General features: G+C 61.6%; 17 protein-coding genes and 2 tRNA genes. 11 read left to right on the top strand and 8 right to left on the bottom strand.

The window, feature by feature from the left end:
* Positions 1–207: 207 nt before the first annotated feature.
* The gene (locus ACH9L7_RS03140) at positions 208–1,521 is read right to left on the bottom strand and encodes an ABC transporter substrate-binding protein (RefSeq protein WP_396612290.1); all 1,314 of its coding nucleotides are present in this window, start codon (positions 1,519–1,521) and stop codon (positions 208–210) included.
* 186 nt (positions 1,522–1,707) lie between these two features.
* Between ACH9L7_RS03140 and udk the strand changes: the two genes are divergently transcribed.
* Entirely contained in the window at positions 1,708–2,391 is a 684-nt protein-coding gene (udk, locus tag ACH9L7_RS03135; protein WP_396612289.1) for a uridine kinase, read from the top strand.
* Between the two features lie 46 nt (positions 2,392–2,437).
* Here udk and ACH9L7_RS03130 read toward each other — a convergent pair whose 3' ends face one another.
* Entirely contained in the window at positions 2,438–2,758 is a 321-nt protein-coding gene (locus ACH9L7_RS03130) for a DUF5785 family protein (RefSeq protein ID WP_396612288.1), read from the bottom strand.
* A gap of 216 nt (positions 2,759–2,974) precedes the next feature.
* Here ACH9L7_RS03130 and ACH9L7_RS03125 point away from each other — a divergent pair, with 216 nt between their 5' ends.
* Entirely contained in the window at positions 2,975–3,706 is a 732-nt protein-coding gene (locus ACH9L7_RS03125; protein ID WP_396612287.1) for a GNAT family N-acetyltransferase, read from the top strand.
* Between the two features lie 366 nt (positions 3,707–4,072).
* Here ACH9L7_RS03125 and ACH9L7_RS03120 read toward each other — a convergent pair.
* The 5 genes from ACH9L7_RS03120 to ACH9L7_RS03100 all read right to left on the bottom strand — a co-directional run bounded on the left by ACH9L7_RS03120 (position 4,073) and on the right by ACH9L7_RS03100 (position 7,248).
* Positions 4,073–4,156 (bottom strand) — tRNA-Ser (locus tag ACH9L7_RS03120).
* Between the two features lie 47 nt (positions 4,157–4,203).
* Positions 4,204–4,959: a DUF2064 domain-containing protein gene (locus ACH9L7_RS03115; protein WP_396612286.1), complete on the bottom strand. Its 756-nt coding sequence runs from the start codon at positions 4,957–4,959 to the stop codon at positions 4,204–4,206.
* 52 nt (positions 4,960–5,011) lie between these two features.
* Complete coding sequence (locus ACH9L7_RS03110) at positions 5,012–5,647, bottom strand: uracil-DNA glycosylase family protein (RefSeq protein ID WP_396612285.1); 636 nt, start codon at positions 5,645–5,647, stop codon at positions 5,012–5,014.
* 276 nt (positions 5,648–5,923) lie between these two features.
* Positions 5,924–6,211 (bottom strand): hypothetical protein, encoded by a 288-nt coding sequence (locus ACH9L7_RS03105; protein ID WP_396612284.1) that lies wholly within the window; start codon positions 6,209–6,211, stop codon positions 5,924–5,926.
* The gene (locus ACH9L7_RS03100) at positions 6,208–7,248 is read right to left on the bottom strand and encodes an Mrp/NBP35 family ATP-binding protein (protein ID WP_396612283.1); all 1,041 of its coding nucleotides are present in this window, start codon (positions 7,246–7,248) and stop codon (positions 6,208–6,210) included. The genes ACH9L7_RS03105 and ACH9L7_RS03100 overlap by 4 nt, the downstream gene beginning before the upstream one ends.
* Before the next feature lie 148 nt (positions 7,249–7,396).
* Between ACH9L7_RS03100 and moaA the strand changes: the two genes are divergently transcribed.
* The 5 genes from moaA to ACH9L7_RS03075 all read left to right on the top strand — a co-directional run bounded on the left by moaA (position 7,397) and on the right by ACH9L7_RS03075 (position 14,169).
* Complete coding sequence (gene moaA / locus ACH9L7_RS03095; protein ID WP_396612282.1) at positions 7,397–8,359, top strand: GTP 3',8-cyclase MoaA; 963 nt, start codon at positions 7,397–7,399, stop codon at positions 8,357–8,359.
* 318 nt (positions 8,360–8,677) lie between these two features.
* Complete coding sequence (locus tag ACH9L7_RS03090; RefSeq protein ID WP_396612281.1) at positions 8,678–10,303, top strand: COG1361 S-layer family protein; 1,626 nt, start codon at positions 8,678–8,680, stop codon at positions 10,301–10,303.
* Positions 10,304–10,324: 21 nt separating this feature from the next.
* Positions 10,325–12,799, top strand: a complete 2,475-nt coding sequence (locus ACH9L7_RS03085) for an RND family transporter (protein WP_396612280.1) — start codon at positions 10,325–10,327, stop codon at positions 12,797–12,799.
* A gap of 267 nt (positions 12,800–13,066) precedes the next feature.
* A complete protein-coding gene (locus tag ACH9L7_RS03080) occupies positions 13,067–13,471 on the top strand; it encodes a zinc ribbon domain-containing protein (RefSeq protein WP_396612279.1) in 405 nt (134 codons plus the stop codon).
* A 20-nt stretch (positions 13,472–13,491) separates the two neighbouring features.
* Positions 13,492–14,169, top strand: a complete 678-nt coding sequence (locus ACH9L7_RS03075; RefSeq protein WP_396612278.1) for a TetR/AcrR family transcriptional regulator — start codon at positions 13,492–13,494, stop codon at positions 14,167–14,169.
* A 39-nt stretch (positions 14,170–14,208) separates the two neighbouring features.
* Here ACH9L7_RS03075 and ACH9L7_RS03070 read toward each other — a convergent pair whose 3' ends face one another.
* The gene (locus ACH9L7_RS03070) at positions 14,209–14,559 is read right to left on the bottom strand and encodes a thioredoxin family protein (protein WP_396612277.1); all 351 of its coding nucleotides are present in this window, start codon (positions 14,557–14,559) and stop codon (positions 14,209–14,211) included.
* Between the two features lie 205 nt (positions 14,560–14,764).
* Here ACH9L7_RS03070 and ACH9L7_RS03065 point away from each other — a divergent pair.
* From ACH9L7_RS03065 to ACH9L7_RS03050, 4 genes are all read left to right on the top strand, one after another.
* Positions 14,765–14,849, top strand: a tRNA-Ser gene (locus ACH9L7_RS03065).
* Between the two features lie 23 nt (positions 14,850–14,872).
* Positions 14,873–15,376, top strand: a complete 504-nt coding sequence (locus ACH9L7_RS03060) for a 30S ribosomal protein S13 (RefSeq protein ID WP_396612276.1) — start codon at positions 14,873–14,875, stop codon at positions 15,374–15,376.
* Positions 15,373–15,900, top strand: a complete 528-nt coding sequence (locus tag ACH9L7_RS03055) for a 30S ribosomal protein S4 (RefSeq protein WP_396612275.1) — start codon at positions 15,373–15,375, stop codon at positions 15,898–15,900. Before ACH9L7_RS03060 ends, ACH9L7_RS03055 begins: the two co-directional genes overlap by 4 nt.
* Positions 15,897–16,289 carry a 30S ribosomal protein S11 gene (locus tag ACH9L7_RS03050; RefSeq protein ID WP_396612274.1) on the top strand — a complete coding sequence of 131 codons (393 nt, stop codon included), beginning with the start codon at positions 15,897–15,899 and terminating at the stop codon, positions 16,287–16,289. The genes ACH9L7_RS03055 and ACH9L7_RS03050 overlap by 4 nt, the downstream gene beginning before the upstream one ends.
* Positions 16,290–16,295: the final 6 nt, after the last annotated feature.

Here is a 16,295-nt window from a genome sequence, read left to right as displayed (position 1 = left end):
ACGCACACGCCGCGCTATTGCTCACGTAAACCCCTCGAAGACCGTTCTCTCTCGTGTCTTGACGGAGAAGACTGTCGGCGACTAATGGCGACTAGCGGCGATTAATGGCGACTGACGGCGACTAACAGCGACCGGCGATTGACGGGAGACGTGCAGTGCGGCCGCTCACGGTGGAGCGTCGAAAGAAAAGTCGGGTCTGTGAGTCGCTTAGTTGTCCGGACCGGACAGCGCCGTCCCGATGACCGAGGAGTACGACGACTCGCCGATGTTGAACGCGACCTGGTGGTAGACTTCTCCGTCGAACTGGTCGGAGAAGACGTTCGAGAAGCGCTCAGAGAGCTGCTGCCCGTAGTCGTTGTTGACGAACAACGTCGACACCGTGCTGACTTCGAGGCGTTCGGCCATGACCTGTGCCATGACACGACCCTGCAGGAAGTCCGAAGGTGCCGTCCGGAAGATGAAGTCGTTGTCTTCGAGGTTCGAGACGGACAGCGCCGTCGAGGACGGCGAGCACCCGACGACCTCGTTCGGGATGAACGCCTGCAGTGACACAGGAACGTTCACACCGGAGGACGCCGACCCACACACGGACGGAACGCCCGCGGAGACGAGCGACTGCGCGGCGGAGACACCAGCGTCCGGAGACGTCTGGGTGTCTTCGATTTGCGCGTTGACCGAGAGACCGGCCGGGTTGGCTTCGTTGACCTGCTTGACCGGAATCTGACCGGCTTGAATCATCGGTTGGCCGACCGATGCGAGGTCACCCGTCTCGGGCAGGAGGATACCAACCGACATCTCGCGGTCGGAGCCACCGGGACCGCTGTCGGCCATCGGGCCAGCCCCGTCGGGGTTCTCTCCAGCGAAGCTCTGCTTTTCGACGTCCGTCGTCGCGTTGTTCCCGGCGTCGAACTCCCAGATGGAGTAGGCCGCCTCTGCCGGGTCACCGTTCTCGTCGAAGTTGACCGAGGAGGACGCACCCTGGTAGTCGATGTCTTCACCGTTGGCCGCAGCCTCGATACCCTCGACGAGGTTGTCTGGCCCGACGGTCATTCCGCCGGGGTTCGCCATCCGGCGCATCTGCTCTTTGATAGCCGGACCGGAGTTCTCACCGGCCGCGGCGTTCGAGAGAAGCTGAATCGCGACGGAGTCGTACGTCTGCGAAGTGAACACACCCGGTGCAGCGTCGTACTCGTCTTGGAACAACTGATTGAACGTCTCCTGGTTCGGACCGCCTGCCGCCGGTGCCGTCCCAGTCACGTTCTCCATGTCGTTACCAACCTGTCCGGGCATCGCCCCGTCGCGCAGTCCGTCGGGAACGAGGATTTCTTCGCTCCCGTCGGACGCGCTGTAGTAGTCGCGGAACAGTTGAATCCCACTTTCTGGGTAGCCGATGACGACGAGGCCTTCTGGGCCGCCGCCTCCACCGCCGCCACCGATACATCCGGATAAACCAGTCAAGCCTGCCGCTCCCGCGGCTCCCACTCCCTTGAGGAAGTCGCGGCGTACGATATCACGTACCATGTGAAAGGAAAAGGTAACTGCCACTTATAAATTTAACTCCCTTGGTTTCGAAACTGCGTCCCATTGCGGGATACGGCGGTACGAGAATTGTATGCGAGTTACAGACAAACACTGTGTTTTATATACTAGCACGAGAGACGGTGCAAACCGCTGCGTTCAAACCCGTTGGCGGGCCTTTTTTGTTCGATGACCATCCCGTCGTTCGTCATCGGTATCGCCGGGGGCAGCGGTGCCGGTAAGACGACTGTGGCCCGACTCATCACGGAGAATGTCGGTGAGTCCGTCACCCGTATTCCGATAGACAACTACTACAAAGACCAGAGTCACCTCGAAATGTCCGAACGCGAGCAGGTCAACTACGACCATCCGTCGGCGTTCGAGTGGGACCTCCTCCGCGAGCAACTCGCGGAACTGTTGGAGGGGAGAGCGGTCGAGATGCCACAGTACGACTTCGAGGTTCACAACCGAAAGCCAGAGCGCGTGACGGTCGACCCGACCGACGTTATCATCCTCGAAGGGATTCTCGCGCTCTACGACGAGCAGGTCAACGAGATGCTCGACCTCCGTCTCTACGTCGAGACGGACGCCGACGTGCGAATCCTCCGGCGCATCCAGCGCGACGCCATCGACCGCGGACGTGACTTACAGGGCGTCATCGACCAGTATCTCTCGACGGTCAAACCGATGCACGAGCAGTTTATCGAGCCAACGAAGAAGCACGCCGACCTTATCATCCCCGAAGGGGCCAACAGCGTCGCCGTCACGCTCCTCGAAGAGAAGGTACAGGCGGAAGTCGAGGGTGACGCGACGCGTACGTGGGAGCGCGAGGCTATCGAGCGAGAAGTCCAAGAGCGGACTTCGTTCGACTAATCCCGCTGCTCCACACCGTTCGAACCGATAGAAAGAACGCGGGAGATTACGCCTTCGAACTGTTCACGAACGCGTCCGCGCCTTCGTAGAACCAGAAGTCGTTCTCGCGCATCGCTTTGCCGACTGCCTTGTGGAATTCGATGAAGCCGTCGAACTCCTCGCCCTCGACGTGCTCGAAGATGTCCGACAGCGAGACGACGCGCTCGTAGTCGAGTCGGATGGGCTCGTCGCCGAACTCCTCGACGAACTCCGCTTTGTTCAGCGGGAAGTCCGCTTCCTCGTCGATTTTCTTCGCGATAATCGCCTGGCCGTACTTGCGTCCGCCTTCGCTCCCTTCCTCTCCGTCCGGGTCGTGTGGCCAATCCATATCCGTGTGTTGGCAGGCCGATTCAAAGCCGTTACGCATTTGTTGATATCTGTCATGCGGGTTCCCTTTGAATCGCAGTGTGCGACTTCGGCAGCACACGGATTCGCCCAACGCCGAAACGAAGTGCAGCACCGTCGATTACCTTGTCTACAATGATGTGTTAAGTGATACCATTGGACAAGAAATATACGGGTGGCCTTCCATTTTCAGAGGAGTATGCGAGCGACCGAGCGCCCAACGTTCGAATCAGAGGCTAGTAAGCGGATATACGAATACGTCGAGCGGCATGGGACCGCAAAGCGGAACGTGTTGCTCGACATCGCTCCCGTTTCATCAGACGAATTCCAGGTCGAACTCGACCGCTTGAAATCTCGGGGATATCTGGAAGAAGACGGCGGGACGCTCCAGTTGGCGCTCGATGTCGGCGCAATCGAGGAACACCAGACAGACGTGGGTGTGGTCACTATCCGACCGGGTCGCCAGCAGGATTTCGAGGGGTTAGTCGACGCGATTCGAGATGTCACGTCGGAAAAGACGTACGTCGTCGCCGAAAGCATCGCCGAGCAACTCCTCTACGAAGAGGCCGTCACACGCCACAATCAGGTTGCCTCCCGCGTGTTCTTCGTCGCTACCATCGACGGCGAAGTCGTCGGGTGGACGCACCTCGACCTCCCGCAGGTCGCGAAGGTTCGAGAGACCGCACAGCAGACCGTCGGCGTCAAAGAAGACTACCGCGGTGCCGGTATCGGCAGTTTGCTCCTCCAGCGCGGCCTCGACTGGGCCGAAGCGAACGGCTTCCGCAAGGTCTACAACAGCATTCCCATGACGAACGACCGCGCCATGGAGTTCCTCGGTGAGCACGGTTGGGAGACCGAGGCAATTCGCAGAGAACACTACACCATCGAGGGCGAGTACGTCGACGAAGTGATGATGGCGTATCGGTTCTGAGCGATTGGTTTTCTTTGGTGTTCGTGCTCCCGCAGAATACGGTGGGACTGGGATTTGAACACCGTGAGACGCCTCACGTCTCACGAGTTCCCGCTCGTGGTACTCGCGGGACCCCACTCGCAACGCTTCGCGTTGCTCGCTGCTCAAATCCCACTGGACCGATTCGACGCTCACGCTGGCGAGCACACGCTACGCGGTGCTCGCCATGTTGTTCGCGTCAGAATGCGGTGGGACTGGGATTTGAACCTCACTCACTCCGCTCACTTCGTTCGCGTCGCTCCCTGATTCAAATCCCAGTCTATCACCACAGCACACGTTCACCGGAGACGCGCAGATGAAACTGCGCGTCTCGGTTCTCTGAGAATGCGGTGGGACTGGGATTTGAACCCAGGATTCCGTGAGGAAACCTGCTTTCAAGGCAGGCGCGTTAGGCCGCTCCGCCATCCCACCTTCGCCCGATACTTTCGGACGGGGTACCTAAGACTTGTCGCTCTCGGTCAGTCGGAGACGAGTTCGAGAACGCCATCCGTCTCCGCCACGCGAAGCCCGTGGTCGAAGACGAACGTCGTGGTGTGTTCGGGGACGACGCGCTCTGAGGCGACCCGCGAGCGGAGCACCGGAACCAGCGTGGCGAGGTCTGCGCCGGTCTCGACGACCGGAAGCATCGGAATGTAGTCGAGGCCGAGGTCTGCCTCGTCGGCGCGCTCGGCGAGGGTCTCGACTTCCGGTGTGTCGTATGCGTCGGTGAAGTCGATAGGGTCGCGGAAGCCCGCAAAGTGAACCCGACCTTCGGTCGAGGGGCCGAGGACGACCGGCGTACTGCGGAGTTTCATCGCCGCGCTGTCGATGTGGGTGCGCCCAAGTTGCGGGACAACGGGGCGAACTACGGCGGCGGAGTGACCCGCCTCTTCTTCGAGAAGGTGGGTGACGGTGTTTCCGGCGCGGGCCGCGAACGTCGACCCGACCTGCGGTTCGAACCGAACGTCCTCCGTGCCGCCGAGGGCATCCGCGACGAGCGCGCGAATCTCGGCCTCTGCGCTGGTGTCACCGACGAATTCCGCCGGAAGCTGGTCGTCCGGCAGGTAGTTCACGAGGAGGTCACCACCCGAGCGCTCCACGGCGATGCAGATGTCCTTGAGCATCGCGGCGTACAGGTCCGCAACCGCCTCTTCTGAGAGCGGACTCGTCGCTGCGAGGTCAGACAGCACCAATCCTGGCCGCGGTGGTTCTGCGAGTACGGCGATGACGGTCATGTAGGTCTCTTTCCCCGGCGAACCCTTCAACCCGCCGCTTGCGGTTCCCGAGTCAGCGACTCTGACGCCCCTTCGTCTGCCGGTAGTCGCGGTCGAAGACTTCCTCGACGACGTGCGTGACGAACGCCTCGGTGTCCTCGTCGGTCTGCCGCGACGGGGCTTTCATCGGCACGAGTTCGAACCCGCGGCCACGAATCGTGGTGGCGTGTTCTTCGTCGATGTCGAAACTCTCGCGTGCACGTGTCGTGTAATCGAACGCGAGCGCCTCCAGTGCCGCCTGCCCAACGGGGACGATAATGTGCGGGTTTATCATCCGGATTTCGGCGTTCAAAAACGGTTCGCAGGTCTCGATTTCTGTCTGGGCCGGGCCACGCTCGTGGTGCCGACAGCGGGTCAAGTACGTGAGAAAGACGTTCTGGAGGTCCGGTTCTTCCGCATCTGGTTCCGACCGGGAAAAGCCCAGTTCGCCGAGGATGCGCTGGACTCGCTCCCCTGCCTCGTCGCCGGTGAAGGGGACGCCGGTTTGCTCCGCGCCCGCACTCGGCGACTCGCCGACGAACAGGAACTCCGCGCCTACGTCGCCGTAGCCGTGGACGACCTGCTCGCGCACCTCGCAGAGGGCATCGCAGTTGGTGCACTCGGCGTCCATCGAGAAGGGGTTCCGGAACTGGCGTTGATTGGCGTCCACACGCGTGTTTGCGTCTCCGGAACCAAAACCGCCGCGGTCGAGTCAGAACGTGCTTCGCTCAGTCGAAAGCGGACAACGACGCATCTCGCCGCGGTCCATAGCGTATAGACTGTCGCTGTCACGCGTGTAAAGTGCGAGCCATGGATGCAGAGTGAAAGTGAAAATCTCGGATACGGCCGTCCAATATCGCTTGACGGCCGTAGTTGCACGAAATTGGCATCTAGCGCGGGTGAAAGTGAACTGAGAACGAGCGCGGACCGCGACAGTCGCCGCGACTCAGCGGTCGAGGCCGCCTTTGGCCTTGATGTCCATGATGTGGCGGACGTTGAGGTAGATTTCTTCGGGCGAGGTGTCGCCGTCGGGGTCGTAGAGGTCGCTTACGCGGTAGAGGATGGCCGAGACCTGCCGACTCTCGGAGGACTCGCCGTAGATATCCTCGGCGATTTCGCGGAGGAACGCCACTTTCTCGGGGTCGTTCGGGAACTCGGCGTCCGAGTCGGGGGCCATCTCCCAGTCCACGTCGTCCGCGGGCGTCTCGTCGTCGAGGCGTTCCTCGCCGCTCATCGGTTGCTGACGCTCCGTCGCTGCACCACGCCGACCATGTCGGCGACGTTTTCGGTCATCACGCGGAAGGCGTCGGCCGTCTCGTTGTCGTCTTCGAGGACGATTGGTCGCCCGCCGTCGCCGCCTTCACGAACCACGGGGTCGAGGGGAAGCGCACCGAGGAATGGCAGGTCGTTCGACGCGGCGAACTCGCGGCCGCCGCCCGCGCCGAAGATGTCGTGGGCGTTGCCACAGTCCGGACACCGGAACGTGCTCATGTTCTCGACGATGCCGAGAACGTTCGTGTCGTGCTTACCGAACATCCGAAGCCCCTTGTTCGCGTCGTCGAGCGCGACGTCCTGCGGCGTCGTGACGACGACTGCGCCCGTGAGCGGGAGGGTCTGGAGGATGGTGAGTTGCGTGTCGCCCGTTCCCGGCGGGAGGTCGAGTACGAGGTAGTCGAGACTGCCCCACTCCACGTCTTCGACGAGTTGCGTGAGCAGTTGGTGGACCATCGGACCGCGCCAGATGACCGGGTCGTCCTCGCCGACGAGGAAGGCCATCGACATGAGTTTCACGCCGTAGCGTTCCGGCGGGACGATGGTCTGGTCCTGCGTCGCCTGCGGGGCCTCGTCGGCGGCGACCATCCGCGGAACGTTCGGCCCGTAGATGTCGGCGTCGAACAGGCCGACGCGCGCGCCGAGTTTCGAGAGTCCTGCCGCGAGGTTGACGGCGACGGTCGACTTCCCGACGCCACCCTTGCCGGAGGCGACGGCGATGATGTTCTTCACGCCCGGAAGGACTTCCTCGTCGGGGTCGCGGTCGGCCGGAATCTTCGCGGTGAGGTCGGCCTCCAGCCCTTCGTCAGAAAGCACTTCGCGGATGCGACGGCCGATTGCCGTCTCAGACGGGGAGTACGGTGCCCCGAGCGCGAGTGAGATACGGGCGGTGTCGCCATCGACTTCGACGGCGTTCACCAGTCCGAGCGAGACGATGTCGTCTCCGAGGTCGGGGTCCTCGACCGCACGCAAGAGGTCGCGTACGTCGGCTTCGTCCATGTCCGTTCATCCGGCGGTGTGGCCGATAAGGGTTTTGTAAGACCCCGTTGGATGAGTTTGTGCCTCTCCACGGACGAAACCACTGGTGGTTACATTCATCTTACCCTCGACAGCGAATTTATCAACGTACACTCCCAGTGTTCGACACATGGTCCTGGCAGACGACTTCGGGAGAGAGGTAACCGGTGTCCGCATCTCGCTGACAGACCGGTGTAACTTCGACTGCGTCTACTGCCACAACGAGGGGTTAGGCGACACTCGGGGGCCGATGGACCCCTCCGATTCGGAGATGAGCGCCGACGACGTAGTCCGGTTTCTCGAAGTCGTCGAGGAGTACGGCGTCCGGAAGGTGAAATTCACCGGCGGCGAACCGATGCTCCGCGCCGACCTCGAAGAGATACTCCGGCGGACACCCGACTCCATGGAAACGTCGCTGACGACCAACGGAACGTTTCTCCCCGACCGCGCCGACGACCTCGTCGACGCCGGACTCGACCGGGTGAACGTCTCGCAGGACGCGCTCGACCCCGACGCGTTCGCCGAGATTACGAAATCCGGCGCGTACGACAAGGTGATGGAGGGTGTGAGAGCGGCCGTCGACGCCGGACTCACGCCGGTCAAACTCAACATGGTCGTGTTCACCCACACCGCCGGGTACGTCGAGGAGATGGTCGAGTACGTCGCCGAGAACGACGGCCTGCAACTCCAACTCATCCAGTACATGCCCGAACTCACCGGCCGTCCGGAGTGGAACATCGACATCGAGCGGGTCCACCGATGGCTCGACGACATCGCCGACGAGACCGCAAAACGAGAGATGCACCACCGACGGCGCTACTACGTCGGCGAAGGGATGGTCGAAATTGTCGACCCCGTCGAAAATCCCGAGTTCTGCGCGAACTGCCATCGCGTGCGCGTGACGCACGAAGGATACCTCAAAGGGTGTCTGAACCGGAACGACGACCTGCGGTCGATGGGCGAGATGACCCGCGACGAAATTCGCGATGCCTACGAGACAGTCGTCACCAATCGCGTCCCCTACTACGGAGAGTACCTCGTTCGAGACGACGAAGGTGGCTGGGTCGTCAACGAGGAATACATCGGGGTCTGACCGAGCACCTGCGACACGCCGGTGCTATCGGAGTACGATGTTTGGGGAACGAGTAGCTGCGAGTTAGGGCTTGAAACCCCGTATATTGGCACCTAGGAGGAGTGAATACTGGTGGGTCAAACTCCTGTGCAATTTTTTGAAGTTTCGTTCAATTTATATCACCTCGCTACACAGTATCTGGTGTTGATTGTACGTTCAGTCAAATGGGGCCACCACCCCATTCGAACGTACTCCAACATCAACCGAATCCCCCCCTTCCAACTATCACACAACCCGCTGAATGCCATCTGAGGCCCACACAGTCCATCTGTACACTCCATGAAATTTTCACGAACACTCGTTGTCATGCTGGTCGTCCTGGTTGCGATTCCGACGCCAGCGATGGCCGGTATCGTCGGTGAACCGAATCTTCAGGCGTACGCTCCGAGCAACAAACTCGTTCCTGGACAGGAAACCTCGCTCGACGTCGTTATCACGAACTACGGCGGCGACACTGAGTACCGCAAGTTCTCCTCGCTAGAGAGTTCGTCGTCGCTGAGCGACAAACAGCGCGAGAAACTCGAAGCGAAGGTGCGCTCCGCGGAGAACGTGCGACTCACGCTCAAACCCGGCGACGCACCAATCGAGGTAAACACGGCGACGCTCCCTGTCGGCGACATCCCCCACGCAACCCAGCGCGACGCAACGTTCTCCGTCTCAGTCAAGGAGAACGCGACGCCCGGTACGTACAAGATGCAGATGGTCGCCAAGTACGAGTACGACGAGTCCGTCCGTGACAGCGGCGACGTAAAGCACGACGTGGAGACGAAGACCAGGGTCCCGGTCACCGTCGTCGTCGAGGAAGCACCACGGTTCGAAATCGTCTCCGTCGAAACCTCCGCACAGGTCGGGAGTAGCGGCACGACCAACGTCACAATGCGCAACGTCGGCACCCAGACCGCGCACGATGCGTCCGTCTCGCTGACCTCGAAGAACTCCGAAGTGACGTTCGGTCAGGCGACCTCCGCCACCCGGTACACCGGGTCGTGGGCCGTCAATGAAACGCGCACCCTCGAATTTGAGACGAACGTCGCCGCCTCCGCGGCGGTTCAACAGTACGCGCTCTCGGCCGTCGTCAACTACGAAGACGACGACGGCATCGCGAAGCAGTCGAAGAACCTCGCGACTGGTGTGACTCCGCTGGCAGAACAGTCGTTCTCGCTCGATGCGGCCGACTCGACGCTGCGCATCGGCCGCGAGACCACCATCTCGGGAACCATCACCAACGACGGCCCGCAGACGGCCCGTAATGCGGTCGTCGTCGTCTCGTCGAAGTCCCCGAACACGAACATCAAAGAGACCGAATACGCTCTCGGCACGCTCGAAGCGGGCGAGTCGAGCGACTTCTCGTTCTCCATCGAAGTGACTGACTCGGCCGACGCCGGGCAGCGTCAACTGAGCTACACCGTGGAGTACCGCAACGCAGACGGCGAGACCCTGCAGTCGGATGCGCTCTTGATGAATGCCGATGTAAAGCCCAAGCAGAACCTCTTCGGCGTCTCCGTCAAAAACGGGTCGCTCGAAGCGGGCAGTTCTGAGACGGTGACGCTCGTCGTGACCAACAACGGCGACGAGACCTACCGGAATATCGACGCCAAGGCGTTCGCCGACAGTCCGCTGTCGCTCACTGACGACACCGCCTTCATCGAAGAACTCGCTCCCGGTGAGTCCACCGAGATTACGCTCGGCCTGAGCGCCGGTTCCGTCGCGAATCCGAAGACCTACTCGTTCGACATCGACTTCGAGTACGAAAACGGAGACGGTGAGCGCAAACTCTCCGACTCGTACCCCGTGGCGATGTCCGTCACCGAATCGACCCGAGGTGGCGGCCTCTCGACATCGCTCGTTGGCGGTCTCGTCGTCGTCGGTCTCGGCGTCGTTGGCTTCCTCTGGTACCGGCGGTAATCGTTCCACCCCTCCCCCACCATGATTGACTACGAAGTGTACGTCGACCGCCTCGGTGAATACATCGTCACCAACCCCGGTCGAGTCGTCGCGTTGTTCCTCGTCGCGACACTCGTCTTCGGGGCCGGACTCGGGAATATCTCGACCGACGCCGGTACCTCGCAGTTCACGGACAACTCTCCGGCACAAGAGGCACTCGACGACGTTGACCGCGACTTCTCGCCGGCGTTCGAAACCAGTACTGGGAGTACACAGCTCATCCAGCAGGACTCGAACGTCCTCTCGAAGTCGGCGATGCTCGACATGTTGCGCTTACAAGAGCGCATCATGGACCGGTCGCATCTCCGCGCCACCTCGGCGTCGAGTGTCGCCTCGACGGTCGCACAGACGCTTGACCCCTCCGCGACGACGCTCGACCAGCAGATAGACGCGCTCGAATCCGCATCTCCGTCTGAGGTCCGCGCCGCAGCAAAGCAAGCAACGGCGAACCCGCAGGTCGCGTCGCTCTTGAGCGACGACTTCAATCACGAGTCGGTCCGCGCCTCGTCGACGATTGGCGTCGTCAGCCACGAAGTCCCCGGTATCTCGTCGAGTGCGGGTACGTCCGGGACCAGCCCGATGACGGGGATTCAGACCGAAATTCAGTCGATGACCACCACTGCCGACAGCGACATTCGCGTGTTCGGGAGTGGCATCATCTCCAGCGAGTTGAGCAACGTCATCGCCGACTCGCTGTTGCTCGTCGTTCCGGCGGCGGTGCTTCTCATCTTCGGCTTCCTCGTCGTCGCCTACCGCGACCCCATCGACCTGTTCCTTGGCGTCGTCTCGCTCGTGCTGGCCGTCGTCTGGACGTTCGGGTTCATGGGTCTCGCAGACATCCCGTTCAGCCAGATGCTCATCGCGGTGCCGCCGCTCCTCTTGGCGGTCGGTATCGACTTCGGCTTACACGCGGTGAACCGCTACCGCGAAGAGCGCGTGAAGGATGTCGAACCCGTCCCGTCGATGCGAACGACGGTTCGACAGCTTTCGGTCGCATTCTTCATCGTCACCGGGACGACGGTGCTCGGGTTCCTCGCGAACGTCACGAGCGACCTCGCACCGATTCGCGACTTCGGTCTCGTCGCGGCAGTCGGCATCCTGTTTACGTTCTTCATCTTCGGGGTGTTCCTCCCGGCGGCGAAGCTCTACACAGACCAACTCCGCGAGAAGTACGGTGTCCCGTCGTTCGGGTCTACCCCACTCGGAAGCGAAGGCGGTCCCCTCGCGCGCGTCCTCTCGGTTGGTGTCGTCATCGGCCGGACTGCGCCGCGCATCTTCCTCGTGGTGACGCTCGTCTCGACTGTCGCCGTCGGTGCCTACGGGACCGGGGTCGATACGTCGTTCTCGCAGGAAGACTTCCTCCCGCCGGAAGAGCAAGCCGACTACCTCCAGCAACTCCCCGAACCGTTCAAACCCGGTGTGTACACGGTCACGCGCGACCTGAACTACCTCGAAGACACCTTCGAGAGTACGCAAGGCGACAGTGTGACGCTGTACGTCGAAGGGCAACTCAGGGCGGACTCGTCGCTTGAGATGATACATCGCGCGGGTGAGGACCCGCCCGAGACGTTCGTCGAGGAAGACCGCCGAGCCAAGGCGACGAGCATCGTCACCGTCATTCAGGACTACGCGGCTCAGAACCCCGAGTTCGCAGCCCTTGTCGCCCGCAACGACGCGGACGGCAACGGCGTCCCCGACGACAATCTGGAGACCATCTACGACGAACTGATGGCCTCGCCCGTCTCCGGGCAGGCCTCGTCGTACCTCACCGAAGACTACCGTGCGACGCGCATCGTCTACACCGTCGAGGGCGATGCCGAACAGAAGGCTATCGTGGCCGACGGGAAACTCGTCGCCGACCGACTTCGCATGGACGCGACGGCAACGGGGAACACGGTCGTGTTCAAGGCCGTCTCGGACACCATCTTCATGTCCGCTATCGAGAGCCTCGCGGTCGCGCTCATCGCGACGGCGATATTCCTCGTCTTCATCTACCAACTCCTCGAAGGCCAGTGGACGCTCGGCGTTGTCAACCTCGTCCCCATCGGCGTATCGCTCGCGTTCCTCGCCGGGTCGATGCGCTACTTCGGCATCCCGCTGAACGCCCTGACGGCGACCATCCTCGCCATCGCCATCGGACTGGGTATCGACTACTCCGCTCACGTCGTCCACCGGTTCGCCGACGAGTACAACACTGGACACGACCTCGACGAGGCGCTTCGGCTGACCGTCAGCGGGACCGGCGGCGCGCTCACCGGAAGTATGCTCACCACTACGACGGGACTCGGTGTGCTGGCTATCGCCATCACGCCCGTCCTCGGCCAGTTCGGTGTCGTGACCGCGATGAGTATCTTCTACTCGTACCTCGCCGCGCTGGTCGTCACACCCCCGACAATCGTCGTCTGGGAGCAGCTCACCACCCCCAAATCGACCGCCTCGGCGGCCACCGCGGATTAATGCCCACTACACGAACCGCTCACTAACCAGCCCACGTTCGCCGCGCAGCCACTGTCCGGCGAATAACCACCATCAACCGCCCTGTCTTACAGGCCGGTTCCCCTGCCCCCCACGCCCGAATCGCCCACTGACTACCCACTGCCGCCTGAATCGCCAACCGACTACCCAACACTGCCCAAATCGCCCGCTAACCAGCCCACGACACGGATTTCCCTCCAACACACGACGAACGGAACGCTCATGACTCAGAATCAACCGAATGCAACCATGTCCGAACTGACGAAGGTTCGCCCGTGGCTCGCCGCGATACTCGGTCTCGCGGTCACTGGCCTCGGCCATCTCTACCTCCGCCGCTGGCGACGTGCCCTGCTGTGGGTCGCGCTCGCGTTCGCCGTCTCAGCGCTGTTCGTTCCAGTCGAGGCGCTCGAAGCACTGGCGAACGGCGGCCCGGTTCCACCACTGACCGACATTCTTCCAGTTCTCGCGGTGAGCCTGGTCAGCGTCGTCGACGCGTTCTTCCTCGGCCTGAAGCAGGTTTCCGAGCCGTCCGGGGTGCTGACTGACGACGACGCCGACTCTGTGTCGTGCCCGCAGTGCGGCCGCGAGGTTGACGCTGACCTCGACTTCTGTCACTGGTGTACCACCCGCCTCGACGAACCGACTGACGACTGAACGGACATTCATCACACATTATGGACGACGACCGAATCGACACTGGACGAAGCGAGACGGAGCAGGCGATTATGGACGCCACGCTCCACGCGCTCGCAAAACACGGCTACGCCGACCTCTCGATAAAGAACATCGGCGCAGAATTCGAGAAGAGTACGTCGCTTCTGTACTACCACTACGAGAACAAAGACGAACTGCTGTTGGCGTTTCTGGACTACGTCATCGACCTCTACATCGCCACGATAGACCCCGGTGCCGAGAATGCTGACGCGGAGATTCGAAAGTTCGTCGGATACGTGCTCCCCGAGGACAACAAGCCCTGCGAAGAGATGACGCCACCGGAAATCGAAGAACTGGAAATATTCCAGCGCGTCATCTTCGAACTTCGGACACAGACCATCCACGACGAGGACTTCCGCCAGAAGTTCGGGGAGATGGAGTCGTACATCATAGAAACCATCTCGACGCTCATCGAGCGAGAGATAGAAGCCGGGCGCTACCGTCCGATGAACGCGAAGATGATGGCCGAGAATCTGATGGCGTTCCTGTTTCGCACACTCGACGTTCACGTCACACAGACGCGCCCGGAATCCGCCGAGGCAATGCGAGAGTCGGTGTACTTCCTCCTCGACAACGTAATGCCGGTTGATGGGAATCCGGGCGACGTGGCCACCTCAGACACCGATATCGACGGCTGACGCACTCCTCGTACGTTCTCCGACCCTGCGGCGACTTGGCTACTGTCCTCCACCTTCGACGAAGTCGATGATAGCCTGCGCTCCCTGAAAACCGTCGTCGAGGCGTCCGACGAGTTCACCGTCGTCGAAGAGGAGGAGCGTCGGAACACTCCGAACGGTGTACTCCTCGGCGATGGTTATGTCCGTCTTCGGGTTTATCATCGCGACAACCACGTCAGTCGCCTTCGCGACGGTTCCGAGGACCGGTTCGATGCTCTGGCAAAGGGTACATCCCTTCGTGTAGATATCGAGGAGCACTTGGTCGTGCTCGGAGACGAGGGCGTCCAGTTCGTCTCTCGCCTCGATGCGAACCGGCTTCGTCGGCGTGGCGGCCGAGTCTGTCGAACTCATTGCACGGCATACGTAACAGAAGTTGTTATGATTTTGGTGGGTCGTCATAACACACCGCAGAGGGTGGTGAGCGGGACGATGTCCAGCAGTCGCACGGCGGCACCCTTTCGTGATGTTTAAGTAATGCCCACGTCTCGTATCGCATGCAATCGCTGTAGGGGCGTCGGCCCCGAGTCCGAGAGGGCGAAAATAACACGAACGCAGTGTTGCGGTAGCCAAGCCTGGCCCAAGGCGCTGGGTTGCTAACTCAGTGGCGTCAAGCCCCCGGGGTTCGAATCCCCGCCGCAACGCTCACAACACGACTTTCCAAGTCATGAGTGCAGAAGAACCACAGGATAGCTCTCCGGAGGAGGGTGAGGACCTCCGTTACTTCATCCGAATTGGTCAGACCGACCTTGACGGGACGAAGACGGTGGAGCGAAGCCTGACAGACATGAAGGGTATCGGCAAGCGCACAGCGCGCATTATCGCCGACGCCGCGGGTGTTGACCGAACGGCACTGTTCGGTAAGCTCCCCGAGGACGAAATCGACTCCGTCGTCGATGCCGTCCAGAACTTCGAGGAACACGTCCCAGAGTGGATGGTCAACCGACAGCGTGACTTCTACTCCGGCGAGACGGCCCACATCACTGGGTCGGACCTCGAAGAGAAGCGGCGTCACGACATCAACCGCATGAAGATGGTCAGCTCCTACAAGGGCGTTCGACACCAGCGCGGCCAGAAGGTTCGCGGCCAGCGGACGAAGTCCACTGGACGTACCGAAGGCACCATCGGTGTCAACGTCGAGGAGATCAAGGAGGCGCAGGCTGAAGAATGACGACCGGTAACAACACCAAGTTCTACGAGACGCCCAACCATCCGTTCCAGGGCGAGCGTATCGCTCAGGAGGCCGACCTCCTGTCTCGCTACGGTCTCTCGACCAAGGAAGAGCTCTGGCGCGCGCAGTCCGAACTGCGTAACATCCGCCGTGAGGCACGTAGCCTCCTCGGTGAGGCCCAGGGTGACGTCGAGGAAGCAGAGGCGCTCGGTGACGAGTTCGTCACCCGCCTGCGCCGCTACGGCATTCTGTCTGCGGAAGACGACATCTCCCAGACGCTGCGTCTCGACGTGACGGACATTCTCGAACGCCGCTTCCAGACGGTTGCCTACCGCAAGGGTCTCGCACAGACCCCGCAGCAGGCCCGTCAGTTCATCGTTCACGGTCACGTGACGATCGACGGCGCTCGTATTACGGTCCCGTCCCGTAAGGTCGAAGTCAACGAAGAAGACGCCGTGAGCTTCGACGAAACGTCGCCGCTCTCGGACGAACTGCACCCTGAGCGCGCGGAGGCCCAAGAATGAGCGAATCCGAATCCGGTGACAAGTGGGGAATCGCCCACGTGCACGCATCGTTCAACAACACGCTCATCACGGTCACTGACATCACGGGCGCCGAGACGATCGTCAAGTCGTCCGGTGGTTCCGTTGTGAAGCAGAACCGTGACGAGGCGTCCCCGTACGCTGCCATGCAGATGGCTGAGAGCGTCGCCGACCAGATCAAGGCGGCTGGCATCTCGGGTCTGCACGTCCGCGTCCGTGGCCCCGGTGGCAACCGGAACAAGAGCCCCGGCCCCGGCGCACAGGCAACGATTCGCGCCCTCGCTCGTGCTGGTCTCGAAATCGGCCGCATCGAGGACGTGACGCCGATTCCGCACGACGGGACTCGCGCGCCGAAAAACAGCCGACTCTAATACACA

This window comes from Haloferax sp. S1W (assembly GCF_044593955.1).
Classification (GTDB): Archaea; Halobacteriota; Halobacteria; order Halobacteriales; family Haloferacaceae; genus Haloferax.
The sequence above is the reverse complement of the archived record's forward strand: the minus strand, read 5'-3'. Positions and strand labels throughout refer to the sequence as shown.

Coding starts and splice junctions, on each gene's coding strand:
- ACH9L7_RS03100 (WP_396612283.1), bottom strand. CDS start 7,248: ATGGACGAAGCCGACGTACGCGACCTCTTGCGTGCGGTCGAGGACCCC.
- ACH9L7_RS03090 (WP_396612281.1), top strand. CDS start 8,678: ATGAAATTTTCACGAACACTCGTTGTCATGCTGGTCGTCCTGGTTGCG.
- ACH9L7_RS03115 (WP_396612286.1), bottom strand. CDS start 4,959: ATGACCGTCATCGCCGTACTCGCAGAACCACCGCGGCCAGGATTGGTG.
- ACH9L7_RS03075 (WP_396612278.1), top strand. CDS start 13,492: ATGGACGACGACCGAATCGACACTGGACGAAGCGAGACGGAGCAGGCG.
- ACH9L7_RS03080 (WP_396612279.1), top strand. CDS start 13,067: ATGTCCGAACTGACGAAGGTTCGCCCGTGGCTCGCCGCGATACTCGGT.
- ACH9L7_RS03085 (WP_396612280.1), top strand. CDS start 10,325: ATGATTGACTACGAAGTGTACGTCGACCGCCTCGGTGAATACATCGTC.
- ACH9L7_RS03055 (WP_396612275.1), top strand. CDS start 15,373: ATGACGACCGGTAACAACACCAAGTTCTACGAGACGCCCAACCATCCG.
- ACH9L7_RS03105 (WP_396612284.1), bottom strand. CDS start 6,211: ATGAGCGGCGAGGAACGCCTCGACGACGAGACGCCCGCGGACGACGTG.
- moaA (WP_396612282.1), top strand. CDS start 7,397: ATGGTCCTGGCAGACGACTTCGGGAGAGAGGTAACCGGTGTCCGCATC.
- ACH9L7_RS03050 (WP_396612274.1), top strand. CDS start 15,897: ATGAGCGAATCCGAATCCGGTGACAAGTGGGGAATCGCCCACGTGCAC.
- ACH9L7_RS03140 (WP_396612290.1), bottom strand. CDS start 1,521: ATGGTACGTGATATCGTACGCCGCGACTTCCTCAAGGGAGTGGGAGCC.
- ACH9L7_RS03125 (WP_396612287.1), top strand. CDS start 2,975: ATGCGAGCGACCGAGCGCCCAACGTTCGAATCAGAGGCTAGTAAGCGG.
- udk (WP_396612289.1), top strand. CDS start 1,708: ATGACCATCCCGTCGTTCGTCATCGGTATCGCCGGGGGCAGCGGTGCC.
- ACH9L7_RS03130 (WP_396612288.1), bottom strand. CDS start 2,758: ATGGATTGGCCACACGACCCGGACGGAGAGGAAGGGAGCGAAGGCGGA.
- ACH9L7_RS03070 (WP_396612277.1), bottom strand. CDS start 14,559: ATGAGTTCGACAGACTCGGCCGCCACGCCGACGAAGCCGGTTCGCATC.
- ACH9L7_RS03060 (WP_396612276.1), top strand. CDS start 14,873: ATGAGTGCAGAAGAACCACAGGATAGCTCTCCGGAGGAGGGTGAGGAC.